Origin of the sequence: Altererythrobacter litoralis, from assembly GCF_036324225.1 — a bacterium.
Classification (GTDB): Bacteria; Pseudomonadota; Alphaproteobacteria; order Sphingomonadales; family Sphingomonadaceae; genus Erythrobacter; species Erythrobacter litoralis_A.
Window position 1 is genome coordinate 195,980 of sequence record NZ_JAZDQV010000004.1, and the last position, 13,013, is coordinate 208,992.

A 13,013-nucleotide genomic window follows, 5' to 3' on the forward strand; every position below is an offset into this window, starting at 1 on the left:
CAACCTACGCGCAATTGCGGAGGCAGGCGCGCGCCTTTCTTGAGCCTCGACGCTTTAGGGAGCTTCCTCGTTAACGAGGAGGCGCCAGAGGGTGCGGTTTTTAGGAGAATCGAGCGAGGCCCTGCTGGCCCTGGCGGGGCTGCATGGCGCTTTGCTGTTACTATGCTGTTGGCTGTGGGCGTGCTGTTCACGGCTGAAGCGTGAGAGCATTGCCGCGTCGAAGGATGCGGAACGGATCAACGGGCAATTGGATGAAGCGAAGCGGCTGGCCGCATCGGCCGAGGAGATCGCCGCGATTGGCCTGTGGCAATATTCCCCGGACGAAGGGCGGCACGAATGGTCGCCCGGGCTTCGGAACATCTTCGGCTTGGGGCAGGACGAGATATTCCTACCCGGCGATGCCGAAACCTTGCTTGCGGCAAACGGCGTCGACCTCGTTTCGATGGTGATGGCCCGGCAGGACGAGTCGAAGCCGTTTTCCTTGCGGTTCGCGATCATGCGGCTCGACGGATCGATGCGGGTGCTCGCGGTTCGTGCTCGGCACATCGGCGCATTGGCTACCCGTTCGCGGCGCGTGCTGGGCGTGGTGACCGACATCACCGAACAATCCCGGCGCGAAAAGGGCCTCGCCCAGTCACGCGACATCGCCCTGCGCGAAGCGCGCAAGGCGCGCGAACTGGCCAATACGGACCCGCTCACAGGCCTTGCCAATCGCCGAAGGGTGATGGCGGAGCTCGACCGGCTCATTGTCCGTTCGCGCCAGAGCGGCGAGCCGCTGGCGGTGATCATGCTCGACATCGACTATTTCAAGCAGGTCAACGACATTCACGGGCACCCGGTGGGCGACGATGTGCTGCGAAACATCGGGCAGATCCTGCGCCAGCAGGCACGCGCGGGCGATGTGGCAGGGCGCATCGGCGGAGAGGAATTCGTGTGGATCGCACGCGAAGCGGATGTGTCCGTCGCGCGCGCGCTGGCCGAACGCTTGCGGCAGGCTGTGGCCGAACGCGGCGCAGGGATCGGGGCGCCGCCGGTGACGATAAGCGTGGGCCTTGCCACCATGCGCAACGAAGACAGCGGGTTGGGGCTGTTCGCGCGGGCGGACCAGGCACTTTACCAGGCCAAGGATCAAGGCAGGAACACCGTGCGCATGGCGGCCTGACGCGCAATCGGCACTGCATGGCGCAGCGCGGCTTGTCTTTCAATTGCAAGCTCTATGGGGCATGATCCCGACCATGGATCGGTTGCCGCAGGAGATGCCCGTGCCCGAACCCTTCGCACGTTCGCTGGCCGAAGCGAGCGCGCCATTGGCGGATCGCTTCCATGCGACACGTGCGCTGATGGAGGCGCTGGTCGCTCCGCTCAGCGACGCCGACGCGACGATCCAGTCGATGGAAGACGCATCGCCCGCCAAGTGGCATTTGGCGCATACCACCTGGTTCTGGGAGACGTTCCTGCTGCGCGATCATGCAGCGGGATATCGCCTGTATGACGAGCGCTGGCCCTTCCTGTTCAACTCCTATTACGAGGGCGAAGGCGCGCGGATCGCGCGTTTCTCGCGCGGGATGCTGTCGCGCCCTTCGCTTGAGGAAGTGTTGGCCTGGCGCGCGCATGTAACCACGGCGATGGAGGCGCTGCTCGGGCGTGAGGAGCTTTCCTCGCTCGTCGAACTGGGCATCGCGCATGAGCAGCAGCACATCGAATTGCTGCTGACCGATATCAAGCACGCGCTGTTCTGCAATCCTCTTGGCCCCGCTATGTGGGAGGGGGCGCCAAAGCCGGCGGAGGAACGCGTCGCAGCGGGCTGGCATGAGCATCCGGGCGGCATCGCACTGATCGGCCATGACGGCTTCGGCTTCGCTTTCGACAATGAAGGGCCGCGCCATCGTGTGCTGCTTGAGCCCTTCGCGCTGTCGAACCGGCTCGTCACCAATGGCGAGTGGAGCGAGTTCATCGAGGATGGCGGCTATCGCACGTCTTCGATGTGGCTGTCCGACGGTTGGGCATGGGTCCAGCGTGAAGCGATCACCGCGCCGCTCTATTGGCGTGATGAGGAGTATTTCACCCATCAGGGCTGGCAGGCGCGCGATCTGAACGCGCCGGTCACGCACATCTCCTATTTCGAGGCTGACGCCTTCGCCAGCTGGGCGGGGATGAGGCTGCCGACCGAGTCCGAATGGGAAGCAATCGGCCAGCTGGGCGATCCCGCAAGCGGCAACCAGCTCGACCGAGCGGAGCCGGTATTGCCCGGCGGCAGCGAAGGCATGTTCGGCGATGGCTGGCAGTGGACGCGTTCGGCCTATCTCCCCTATCCGCGCTTCAAGCCCGCCGCAGGCGCGGTGGGCGAATACAATGGCAAGTTCATGAGCGGCCAGTTCGTGCTCAAGGGTGCCAGTTGCGCCACGGTGCGCGGGCATTCGCGCGCTTCCTATCGCAATTTCTTCTACCCGCACCAGCGCTGGCAGTTCACCGGCCTGAGGCTGGCGAGGGATCTCGCATGAGCCCGCGCAAAGGCATTGCGCTGGTCAATCTGGACGAGGACGGCGTCGACCGCGCCTTCCGCGCCGACGTGCTGCAGGGCCTGACGGAGCCGCAGAAGGCGGTGCCAGCGCGATGGTTCTATGACGATGCCGGATCGCGCCTGTTCGAGGAGATCACCCAGCTCCCCGAATATTACCTTACCCGGGCCGAGACCGAGATTCTGACCGGACGCAGCAAGGCGTTCGCCGAGCTGATCGGGCCGGGCCGCGCGGTGGTGGAATTCGGATCGGGCAGCTCGGTCAAGACCCCGCTGCTGCTTTCCGCGATCGCGCCTGCGGCCTATGTGCCGCTCGATATCTCCGGCGATTTCCTGCGCGCCTCGGCGGCAGATCTCGCCGCCAAATTCCCGGGCCTGCCGGTCTATCCGGTCGAGGCTGACTTTATGCGGCGGGTGGAATTACCCGGCGAAGTCGCGGAACTTCCCAAGCTCGGTTTCTTCCCCGGCTCGACCATTGGAAACATGGTCGCGCGCACCGCAGTGGACCTGCTCCGCACCATGCGCGAAACGCTGGGCGAGGGCGCCAAGCTGCTGATCGGGGTGGACCAGATCAAGGATCCGGAAGTGCTGGTCGCTGCCTATGACGATGCGGCAGGCGTGACGGCCGCGTTCAATTTCAACCTGGTCCGCCGGATCAACCGCGAACTCGATGGCGATATCCCGCTCGACGCCTTGCGGCACGAGGCGCGCTGGAATGACGATATCGCGCGGATCGAGATGCATCTTGTGGCCACGCGCGATATCGCCTTCACTGTTTCGGGGCGGCATTTCGCGATGCGCGCGGGCGAGAGCATCCACACCGAGAATAGCCACAAGTTCGATCGGCGCACGGGCAATATGCTGCTTCTGGCAGGGGGGTGGACGCCCATTCGCTGCTGGACCGACAGCGAAGGGCGCTTCGCATTGGTGCTGGCCGACGCCACGCTCCCGCGCAGCGCGCCGTGATGGACCAAGCCAGCCGCGCTTCCTATATCCTCTGAATGACGATCGAATCCGCCTGGCAATATCTCGCGATGACGCTCGCTGCGGTCCCGCGCTCGGGCCTGCTGCTGCTGGTTGTCGCGGCAATCGGGCTGAGCTGGATTGGTAGCCTGATGGTGCGCCGCCAGTTGCCGCTCGGCCAGCTCGTGCGCCGGGGCAGCACAATAGTGCTCGCGGGCGTGCTGGTGCTGGTGGTGCTGCAGCTGTCGCGCTTCGATTCGCGGCTGGAAGTGGCGGTGCCGCAGATCGGCCTCCCCGAGCAAGTGGTCGAAGGCGGCGAGACGCGCATCGCGATGGCGCCGGATGGGCATTACTGGCTGCAGGCGCAGCTCAATGGCGTCCCCGCCAATTTCCTGATCGATACCGGGGCCACGCTCACCGCCGTGTCGAAAGGGCTGGCCGATCGCGCCGGGCTTGAGCCGCGCCGCGGCGGCCTGCCGGTCACCATCAACACCGCCAATGGACCGGTCGGCGCGCATCTCGCAACCGCGGGCGAGATCCGCTTCGGCAATGTCGCGGCGCGCGGGCTCGACGTGGTGATTGCCCCCACGCTGGGCGATACGAATGTGGTGGGCATGAACCTGCTTTCGCGGCTCGCGTCGTGGCGGGTGGAAGGCACCACGATGATATTGGTGCCGCGCGTGCCGGAGCCCGAGGGCGACTGGCAGTAGGCGCTGCAGGATCGAGATATCTGGCTGGGGTGGCAGGATTCGAACCTGCGCATGGCGGTACCAAAAACCGCTGCCTTACCGCTTGGCTACACCCCAGCAGAGGGGCGCTCTATAGCGGCTTCGAAAGCAATGTGAAGGCCCATCAGCCGGGTAATTCGCGGCGCGTCGCAAGCTCGCTTTCCACAGTGGCGATCAGCCGCCGGTCGAGCCGGTAGAACATCATCGCAATCCCGCCGGGTATCAGCGCGGCGGCCGGAATCAGCGCGAATGCAAGGTTGATTCCCATCATTGCCTGTTCGGACTGGCTCTCGCCCGCGACAAAGCCTGTCAGCCCCATCACGAAGCCGGGTACGGCCGCGCCCAATGCTACCCCGGCCTTAACAGCGAAGATCGAAGCGGAAACGACCAGCCCAGTCATCTGCTTGCCTGAACGCCAGTCGACATATTCGGCGATGTCGGTGAACATCGCGAAGGCGAGCACCATCAGTATGCCGAAGCCGACCCCGACGAAATATTGCACGAGGGTTTGCGGCCACACTGCATCGAGCGGCAACATGTAGAACAGCACGATCGCGCTCGCCTTGAGCGCGCCCGCGGCGATGATCAGATGCGCCTTCTCGAAACGCCGCTGGAGAAAGTTGCCGAGGATCACGCCGCTCACCTGGCCCAGGGCCAGCGCGGTGTAGAACAGCGCGACGCGGTCGAGGAAGAAGAACACCGGCGTGCCGTCATCCCCTACGACATATTTGAAATAGAACAGCGCGCTGCCCGCGCGCGAAGCGATGGCGATCACCCCCATGATCGCTGCGACCGCCACGGCGATCCATGGGCCGGTGCGCAGGAGTTCCCTCAAGTCGCCACCGATCGATCCGTTCTGCGCCGCAGGGGGAATGCGCTCTTTCGTGGTGGCGAAAGTGGTCAACAGGCAGAAGACCGAGACCACCGCGATGCAGCCCATGGTCAGCATGATGCCGCGCGCTTCGTCGCCTCCGCCCAACTCGCGCACCAGCGTGGTTGCGAGCACACCGATCATGATGCCCGCAGTGGCTGAAAAGAACATGCGCCAGGCGGTAACGCTCGCACGTTGCGTCGCGCTGGGCGATATCACGCCAAGCAAGCCGCCATAGGGCACGTTCGCCACCGTATAGACCACCATGGCCATGGTGTAGGTGACATAGGCCCACACCAGCATCCCGCCCTGGCTCAAATCGGGCACTGCGAACACCAGCACGCCGAACAGGCCAAACGGCACTGCCCCGAACAGGAGGTAAGGCCGGTATCTGCCCCAGCGGCTGCGCGTGCGGTCTGCTATCATCCCCATCATCGGGTCGGTCACCGCATCGACCAGCTTGGTCAGCAGCAGCATCAGGCCGATTGCCGCGGGTGCGAGGCCATGCAAGTCGACATAGAAATAGAGCAGGAAGAAGCCGAAGAAGTTGAGATAGAGGCCTGAGGCGAGGTCGCCCACGCCATAGCCCAGCTTCTCTTTCAGTCCGATGCGCTCAGGCGGAGTTCGGGCCAATCGCGTCTCCCTGCTAGACTGGTAGGGCGTGGGTTATCATGTTCGCCCCGACAGCCAAACGCACAAGAGTGCTCAAATATCCTTGCCTTCGAAATCGGCCGCTGAATGGCGCTCGGGCAGCTTCTTGTTGTCCTCACCCGTGGCCTTGTTGACGATCCGCCCGCGGCGCACTGCTGGGCGTGCGGAGATCTCCTGCACCCAGCGCGCGACGTGTTTGTATTCGTCGATCGAGAGGAAGGTCTTGGCGTCGTTATAGGCCACCCCCGCCACGAAGATCGCGAACCACGGATAATTGGCGATGTCGGCGATGGTGTATTCGTCGCCTGCGAGGAAGCGGCTTTCGGCGAGGCGCTGGTCGGCAACGTCGAAGATGCGCTTGGTCTCCATCGAATAGCGATTGATCGCATATTCGAACTTCTCCGGCGCATAGGCGTAGAAATGGCCGAAGCCGCCGCCGATGAAGGGGGCGGAGGCAACCTGCCAGAACAGCCAGCTCATCGTTTCGGCGCGCGCGGCGGGTTCGGTTGGCAGGAACTCGCCGAATTTCTCCGCCAGATGGACCAGGATCGCGCCGGACTCGAACACGCGGAACGGCACTTCGCCGCTGCGATCCTCCAGTGCGGGTATCTTCGAATTGGGGTTGAGCCCGACGAAGCCGGAGGTGAATTGGTCACCGGCGCCGATGTTGACCAGCCAGGCATCGTATTCGGCGCCCTGGTGGCCCAGCTCGAGCAATTCCTCGAGCATAACCGTAACCTTGACCCCATTGGGGGTCGCCAGCGAATAGAGCTGGAAGGGGTTCTCGCCCACCGGCAATGCCTTCTCGACTTGCGCCCCGGCAGTCGGTCGGTTGATGCTGGCAAAGCGACCGCCGCTTTCCTTGTCATAGGTCCAGATCTTGGGCGGGATATAGGCATCGGCCATGCGCGGGTTCCTTGTCGCTGGTTTGAGCGTTCGCATGTGAAGTTACGCATCGCGCCGCCATGCGCAAGGAATGGCTGCATGGAGGATGGCGGCAAATGCTTTCACCCCTGCAAGCAGCACTTGCCATTGGTATCCCAAAGGGATACTTTGCGGGATATGCACCTTGCGGGACACAAGATTCGCCAATGGCGCGAAGCGCACGAACCGCCGCTTTCGGCGGAGGAATTCGGCGCGCGCTATGGCGATCCGTGGCCTAGCCGCACCGTCTATGGCTGGGAAGCCAAAGGGAAAATCGCGCGTGCGCCGGTGCAGAAGCGACTGGCCGAACTGGGTATTTGCGCGCCTGAAGACTGGCTGGAGCCTTCGCCCGCGCTGGATTCATCCGCAGGATACGAAGTATCCTATAAGGATAGAATTGAAGAAGAAAGCCGTGCGCATCCCTTTTACGACATGCGCCGCCATGGCTTCGTCCGCGTAGCGACCAGCACGCCGAAATCGCGCACGGCGGACGTCGCCTATAACGTCGCCGGAATACTCGCCGAGGCGGAGCGCGCGCATGAGGCCGGGGTGGACCTGGTGGTCTATCCCGAGCTCTGCATTTCCTCCTACGCGATCGACGATCTGCACCTGCAATCGGCCCTGCTCGATGCGGTGGAGACGGGGCTGGGTGAAATCGTGGCGGCGAGCGGCAAGTTCGATCCGGTGCTGCTGGTCGGCGCACCTCTGCGGCACAACGGGCGCATCTATAATTGCGCCGCGGTGGTCGCGCGCGGCAGGCTGCTCGGCGTCATCCCCAAGAGCTTCCTGCCCAATTATCGCGAATATTACGAGAAGCGCTGGTTTGCGCATGGCCGCGAGATCAAGGGGATGGAGATCGCGGTGGCGGGGAGCGTGGTTCCCTTCGGCACCGATCTGATCTTCGCGGCGGAGAACCTGCCGGGCTTCCGCCTGTTCGTCGAGATCTGCGAGGATTACTGGTCGCCCACTCCGCCTTCGACGCGCGGCGCGCTGGCCGGGGCGACCGTGCTGGCGAACCTTTCGGCCAGCAATATCACCATCGGCAAATCCGACGAGCGGCACCTGCTCGCCCGCGCGCAGAGTTCGCGCGCGGTAGCTGCCTATCTCTATTGCGCCAGCGGGCATGGCGAGAGCACCACCGACCTTGCCTGGGACGGGCAGGGCATGATCTACGAACTGGGCGATTTGCTGGCCGAGAGCGAACGCTTCAGCCTTCACGCCGAATTGTGCATCGCCGATGTCGATTGCGAGCGCATCCTGGCCGAGCGCGCGCGGATGCAGACCTTCAACGACGCGGCCGAGGCGGCCGGGCGGCCCGAAGACAGCTTTCGCACAATCACATTCGAACTCGCGCCGACCGGGGGCGATCGCGGGCTGGTGCGCGCGACCCGGCGCTTCCCCTTCGTGCCCAATCGCCAGCACCGGCTGGACGAGGATTGCTACGAAGCCTTCAACATCCAGGTCGACGGGCTGATGCGGCGGCTTGAATCGACCCATGCCAAATCGATGGTGATCGGCGTTTCGGGCGGGCTCGATTCGACTCATGCGCTGATTGTGGCGGCGAAATGCTGCGACCGGCTGGGCCTGCCGCGCAGCACCATTCGCGGCTACACCATGCCCGGCTTTGCCACGTCCGATCACACCAAATCGAACGCGTGGAAGCTGATGAAGGCGCTGGGCATCACCGCAGAAGAGATAGACATCCGCCCTGCAGCCACGCGCATGCTCGAAGACATGAGGCATCCTTTCGCGGCGGGCGAGCCGGTGCATGACGTGACCTTCGAGAATGTGCAGGCGGGGTTGCGCACCGATTATTTGTTCCGCCTTGCGGGCCATCATTCGGGCTTCGTGATCGGCACGGGCGACCTCAGCGAACTCGCGCTCGGCTGGTGCACCTACGGCGTGGGCGACCAGATGAGCCATTACGCGGTGAATTCGGGCGTTCCCAAGACATTGATCCAGTATCTGATCCGCTGGGCGGTGAGCACCGAACAGTTCGATTCCGCGACCGACGAAGTGCTGCTGTCGATCCTCGATACCGAGATTTCGCCCGAACTCGTGCCGCCGGGCGAAAGCGGCGAGATCCAGAGCACCGAAAGCATCATCGGGCCTTACGAGCTCAACGATTTCTTCCTGCACCACACCATTCGTTGGGGCCAGCGGCCCAGCAAGATCGCTTTCCTGGCATGGCATGCCTGGCGCGATGCGCGCGCCGGCCTGTGGCCTGCCGGTTTTCCCGAGGCGGAGAAGAACGAGTATGACCTTGCGACGATCCGCCACTGGCTAGAGAATTTCCTGCGGCGCTTCTTCGGCTTCAGCCAGTTCAAGCGCAGCGCGATCCCCAATGGGCCCAAGGTGAGCGCGGGCGGGGCGCTGTCCCCGCGTGGCGACTGGCGCGCGCCGTCGGATGCGGTGGCGGATGTCTGGCTGGCGGAGCTGCGCGATGCGCTGCCGCCTGCGGATGGTTAGGCGCACCCGATGAGCCTGCGCACGATCCTCGTCCTGATGCTTTGCAACCTGGTGTGGTCGCTCAACGTGGTGGTGAGCAAGCTGGTGGTCGACGATCTGGGCGTACCGCCGCTGTTCTACGCTTCCGCCCGCGCGCTGCTGGTGGTCGTGGCGTTGGCCTATCTCCTGCGCCCTCTGCCCAAGGAACTGGGCAAGGTGCTGCTGATCGGGCTGGCGATCGGGGGCGGCTCATTCGCGCTGCTGTTCATGGGGCTGGAGACCGCTTCGCCTTCGGTAGCGGGCATCATCAGCCTGTCGGGCGCGCCGATGACGGTGGTGTTCGCGATGATTTTCCTGGGCGAAAGGGTGCGCTGGCGCCGCGGGCTGGGCATTTTGCTGACGCTGGCGGGGGTGCTGATCGCGATGGGATCGCCAGCGGGGATGAGCGGCGGCGAGGGTGCAATGCTGCTGTTCGCAGCGGCGGTGATCGGCGCGTTGGGCTCGGTTTTCTTCAAGCGGATCGAGATCGATGCGCGCGCCATGCAGGCGTGGTCCGGCCTTGCTTCGGTGGTCGTGCTCGCGCCCCTGTCGTTCGCGACAGAGAGCGGGCAGTTCGCTTCGGTGGCGGCGCAGCCGCTCGAATTTGCCGGGGCGCTGTTCTTTGCGAGCATCGTCGTCTCGGTAGGGGCGCACACGGCCTATTACCGGATGCTGCAGCAGAACGACGCCAACCTTGTGGTGCCGCTCACCTTGATGACCCCGTTGTTGACGATCGTGTTCGGGGCGCTGATCACCGATGACGTGATCGGCTGGCGCCTTATCGGAGGGTGCGCGCTGGCGATCGTCGGCGTGGCGATCATCGTGCTTCGCCCGAGCCGGAACATCTTCAAGCCCTTGCTGGTGAAGGCCCGCTTCTAGCTCTCCACAGGAGCAGTCTTGCGCTTCCGGCACGAGCCGTTAGCTTGGCCTCCAAGCGGTCGCTCGCATGCCCGACACTGTCGGGCCACGGGGACTGATGGTGACCATTTCATCGCAGAACGGGCTTATCCTTTCGCATAGCAGGCGGCTGCGCCTGTTCACGCTGTTCATTCTCTATGTCGGACAAGGCCTGCCGATCGGGCTGTTCTGGTTCGCCATACCAGCCTGGATGGCCGCCAATGGCGCCTCCGCAAAGGATGTCGGGTCGGTGGTGGCGCTCACCGCGCTCCCTTGGTCGCTCAAATTCGTCAACGGCTTCTTCATGGACCGCTACACCTTCCTGCCGATGGGGCGGCGGCGGATATGGCTGCTCGGCGCGCAAACGGTGATGATCGCCGCGCTCTGCGCTGCGATCTTGCTCGATCCGGGGGTCGGCGACGTCGCTGTGCTCGGCGCGATCGGCTTCGTGGTCAATATGGCGACCACTTTCCAGGATGTGGCGGTAGACGGGCTGGCGGTCGATATCATGGAGGAAGACGAACGCGCGCGCGGCAGCGGGATGATGTTTGGCGGGCAATCGATCGGCATTGCCGTGGCGACGGCGCTTACGGGGGCGGTGATCGGCGCATATGGCGCGCCGGCGGCCTATGCCATCGTGGCCGGATTGATCCTGCTGCTGTGCCTCTACATCCTCGCCTTCAACGAGCGCGAGGGAGAGCGCAAACTGCCATGGCAGCAAGGCACGGCGCACCCGCGCAATCTCGAAATGCAGGTTGGCGCGTGGTGGCCGATTCTCAAGAGCACGCTCAGCTCGTTGTTCAAGATGCCCAGCGTGCTATGGGCGCCGGTGCTGATGGGGCGCGGGTTGCTCTATGGCGGGCTAACCGGGGCGACCCCGTTGATCGGCTCGAACTATCTGGGCTGGAACGAAACAGAGATTTCCTCGCTGACCGCGGCGGCCGGGCTGGTGGCGGGCATATTGTGCCTGACGCTGGGGGGCTGGCTGGGCGACAGGTATGGCGCGAAGCGCACCTCGATCGGTTGGCTGATCGTCCAACTGGCGATGTGCACCACCATGTATTTCTCGGTCTCCGAATGGAACAACGAGCTGGTCTTCATGGCCTTCGTCTATGCCTGGATCTCGCTCGACCTGCTGCTGACGGTTTCGTGCCTGCCGATCTCCATGCGGCTGTGCGACCCGCGCGTGGCTGCCACCCAGTTCACTATCTACATGGCGATTTCCAACTTCGGGATCAGCATTGGCGCCTTCGCGCTGAGCCGGGTCGACAGCTTTGGCGGCCTGCCTTCGATCTTCCTGGTGGTGGGAGCGGGCATGGCGGTGGCGCTGACGCTGCTGCTGTTCGCAAGATACCCGCGCCGCCCTGAATTCTATGCCGCACTGGCTGCCAAGGCCGAGCAACTGCCGCATGACGACCGGCTGAAGCCGCGCATCGACTGACGCGAAAGAGCCGGGGCGTACTGGCCCCGGCTCCATCTGTTCAATGGCGAATTCAGGCTGCAAGCTTGAGCGCGGTTTCCTGCGCCTGCGCGATCTTTTCCTCGCCGCCTTCACCCATGATTCCGTCAGCCGCGACATGCGCGACCACTTCGATGCCGAGGAAACCGAGGAAGAACTTGAGCCAAGGCGTCATGAAGTCGAAATCGCTGCCCACCGGTGTGCCGCCCGAAGCGATGGCGAGATAGGCCTTCTTGCCCTTGAGCAGGCCTTCAGGGCCGTTGGGAGTGTATTGGAAGGTCGTGCCTGCACGCGCCACCAGATCGGCCCATGCCTTGAGGGTGGAGGGGGCGCCGAAATTGTAGATCGGAACGCCGATCACGATCGTATCGGCTGCCTGCAATTCTGCTATCAGCGTGTCCGCGATCGCGGCCAGTTCCCGCTGTTCGGGGGTGCGCGCATCGGCGGGCGTCAGGTTCGCGCCAAACCGTTCTGCCGAGATGAAGGGCAGGTCGTTGGCGGAAAGGTCGCGGCTGATCACTTCGGCCCCGTCGCGCTCGGCAATCGAGCGGACCAGGCGGCTGCTCAGGTCACGCGAGACAGATTCCCCGCTGCGGATCGAAGCGGTGATGTGGAGGATAGTGGACATTGGTGGTCTCCTTTTTTGGCAAGGGGGTGCCGCTCCCTCCCGAGGGGGGAGGGGTTGGAGGGGAGCGGCGAGGGGTAGTGGTAGTTAGGCCGCGTCTACCAGGACGAGCTCGGCGTCTTCGAGCGCGGTGATGGTAATGCTGTCCTGCTGGGTGATGGCGATGCCGTCGCGCGCCTTGGCTTCTACATCCTCGACCTTCACTCGGCCCGTCGCGGGAACGAGGTAGAGGTGCCGCGAGGGATCGCGCGGGACGTAGGCTACGCTTTCACCCGCCTTCACCGTCGCGCCGAGCACGCGGGCGTCGGTACGGATCGGCAGCGCTCCCGCCGCGGCATCGTCATCGTTGGACGCGCTGCTGGCGAGCGGCACGAAGGCACCAGCGCGGTCGCCCTTGGGAAACTTGCGTGCGCCCCAGCCGGGATTGCCGCCGCGCTCGTCGGGGATGATCCAGATCTGGAACAGCGTGGTTTCCTCATCCTCGAGGTTGAACTCGGAATGCTGCACCCCGCGCCCTGCGCTCATCACCTGAACGTCTCCCGCTTCGGTGCGGCCTTCATTGCCCATGCTGTCGCGGTGGGTGATCGCGCCGGTGCGGACATAGGTGATGATTTCCATGTCATTATGCGGATGAGTGGGGAAACCGCTCTTGGGAGCGATCCTGTCATCGTTCCACACACGCAATGCGCCCCAGTGGACCCGCGCGGGATCGTGATAGCCCGCAAAGGAAAAGTGATGCCGCGCATCAAGCCAGCCGTGGTTCGCTGCGCCGAGCGTTTCATAGGGTCGAAGTTCGATCATGTGACATCTCCTCGTTGGAGTAACGTTGTGGAGCCGAGATAGTTCTTGCTGCCTGTCCTGAAAACAGCGATAAAACACATCGAAATGTT

At 64.0% G+C, this 13,013-nt stretch carries 11 protein-coding genes and 1 tRNA gene; 7 read left to right on the forward strand and 5 right to left on the reverse strand.

Annotation, left to right across the window (positions count from 1 at the left end; genetic code table 11):
• The first annotated feature begins 91 nt into the window (after positions 1-91).
• From VRS74_RS06005 to VRS74_RS06020, 4 genes are all read left to right on the forward strand, one after another.
• Entirely contained in the window at positions 92-1,162 is a 1,071-nt protein-coding gene (locus VRS74_RS06005) for a GGDEF domain-containing protein (RefSeq protein ID WP_354144341.1), read from the forward strand.
• Between the two features lie 94 nt (positions 1,163-1,256).
• Positions 1,257-2,501, forward strand: coding sequence for an ergothioneine biosynthesis protein EgtB (gene egtB, locus VRS74_RS06010; protein WP_354144393.1), 1,245 nt, complete (start codon positions 1,257-1,259; stop codon positions 2,499-2,501).
• Positions 2,498-3,484 (forward strand): L-histidine N(alpha)-methyltransferase, encoded by a 987-nt coding sequence (gene egtD / locus VRS74_RS06015; RefSeq protein WP_354144342.1) that lies wholly within the window; start codon positions 2,498-2,500, stop codon positions 3,482-3,484. Before egtB ends, egtD begins: the two co-directional genes overlap by 4 nt.
• 35 nt (positions 3,485-3,519) lie before the next feature.
• The gene (locus VRS74_RS06020; protein ID WP_354144343.1) at positions 3,520-4,191 is read left to right on the forward strand and encodes a retropepsin-like aspartic protease family protein; all 672 of its coding nucleotides are present in this window, start codon (positions 3,520-3,522) and stop codon (positions 4,189-4,191) included.
• 21 nt (positions 4,192-4,212) lie between these two features.
• Here the strand turns inward: VRS74_RS06020 and VRS74_RS06025 are convergent.
• From VRS74_RS06025 to yghU, 3 genes are all read right to left on the reverse strand, one after another.
• Positions 4,213-4,287: transfer RNA gene (locus VRS74_RS06025), tRNA-Gln, on the reverse strand.
• Between the two features lie 46 nt (positions 4,288-4,333).
• Positions 4,334-5,713 carry an MFS transporter gene (locus VRS74_RS06030; RefSeq protein ID WP_354144344.1) on the reverse strand — a complete coding sequence of 460 codons (1,380 nt, stop codon included), beginning with the start codon at positions 5,711-5,713 and terminating at the stop codon, positions 4,334-4,336.
• 72 nt (positions 5,714-5,785) lie between these two features.
• A complete protein-coding gene (gene yghU / locus VRS74_RS06035; protein WP_354144345.1) occupies positions 5,786-6,637 on the reverse strand; it encodes a glutathione-dependent disulfide-bond oxidoreductase in 852 nt (283 codons plus the stop codon).
• A gap of 156 nt (positions 6,638-6,793) precedes the next feature.
• Between yghU and VRS74_RS06040 the strand changes: the two genes are divergently transcribed.
• The 3 genes from VRS74_RS06040 to VRS74_RS06050 all read left to right on the forward strand — a co-directional run bounded on the left by VRS74_RS06040 (position 6,794) and on the right by VRS74_RS06050 (position 11,480).
• Positions 6,794-9,124, forward strand: a complete 2,331-nt coding sequence (locus tag VRS74_RS06040) for an NAD(+) synthase (protein ID WP_435521376.1) — start codon at positions 6,794-6,796, stop codon at positions 9,122-9,124.
• Between the two features lie 9 nt (positions 9,125-9,133).
• Complete coding sequence (locus VRS74_RS06045) at positions 9,134-10,021, forward strand: DMT family transporter (RefSeq protein WP_354144346.1); 888 nt, start codon at positions 9,134-9,136, stop codon at positions 10,019-10,021.
• A 97-nt stretch (positions 10,022-10,118) separates the two neighbouring features.
• Positions 10,119-11,480: an MFS transporter gene (locus tag VRS74_RS06050; RefSeq protein ID WP_354144347.1), complete on the forward strand. Its 1,362-nt coding sequence runs from the start codon at positions 10,119-10,121 to the stop codon at positions 11,478-11,480.
• Positions 11,481-11,532: 52 nt separating this feature from the next.
• On the opposite strand, the gene VRS74_RS06055 is transcribed toward VRS74_RS06050, so the two are convergent.
• Positions 11,533-12,126 (reverse strand): FMN-dependent NADH-azoreductase, encoded by a 594-nt coding sequence (locus VRS74_RS06055; protein ID WP_354144348.1) that lies wholly within the window; start codon positions 12,124-12,126, stop codon positions 11,533-11,535.
• 84 nt (positions 12,127-12,210) lie between these two features.
• Positions 12,211-12,924, reverse strand: coding sequence for a pirin family protein (locus VRS74_RS06060; protein ID WP_354144349.1), 714 nt, complete (start codon positions 12,922-12,924; stop codon positions 12,211-12,213).
• Positions 12,925-13,013: the final 89 nt, after the last annotated feature.

Coding starts and splice junctions, on each gene's coding strand:
- egtB (WP_354144393.1), top strand. CDS start 1,257: ATGCCCGTGCCCGAACCCTTCGCACGTTCGCTGGCCGAAGCGAGCGCG.
- egtD (WP_354144342.1), top strand. CDS start 2,498: ATGAGCCCGCGCAAAGGCATTGCGCTGGTCAATCTGGACGAGGACGGC.
- VRS74_RS06020 (WP_354144343.1), top strand. CDS start 3,520: ATGACGATCGAATCCGCCTGGCAATATCTCGCGATGACGCTCGCTGCG.
- yghU (WP_354144345.1), bottom strand. CDS start 6,637: ATGGCCGATGCCTATATCCCGCCCAAGATCTGGACCTATGACAAGGAA.
- VRS74_RS06040 (WP_435521376.1), top strand. CDS start 6,794: ATGCACCTTGCGGGACACAAGATTCGCCAATGGCGCGAAGCGCACGAA.
- VRS74_RS06045 (WP_354144346.1), top strand. CDS start 9,134: ATGAGCCTGCGCACGATCCTCGTCCTGATGCTTTGCAACCTGGTGTGG.
- VRS74_RS06050 (WP_354144347.1), top strand. CDS start 10,119: ATGGTGACCATTTCATCGCAGAACGGGCTTATCCTTTCGCATAGCAGG.
- VRS74_RS06055 (WP_354144348.1), bottom strand. CDS start 12,126: ATGTCCACTATCCTCCACATCACCGCTTCGATCCGCAGCGGGGAATCT.
- VRS74_RS06060 (WP_354144349.1), bottom strand. CDS start 12,924: ATGATCGAACTTCGACCCTATGAAACGCTCGGCGCAGCGAACCACGGC.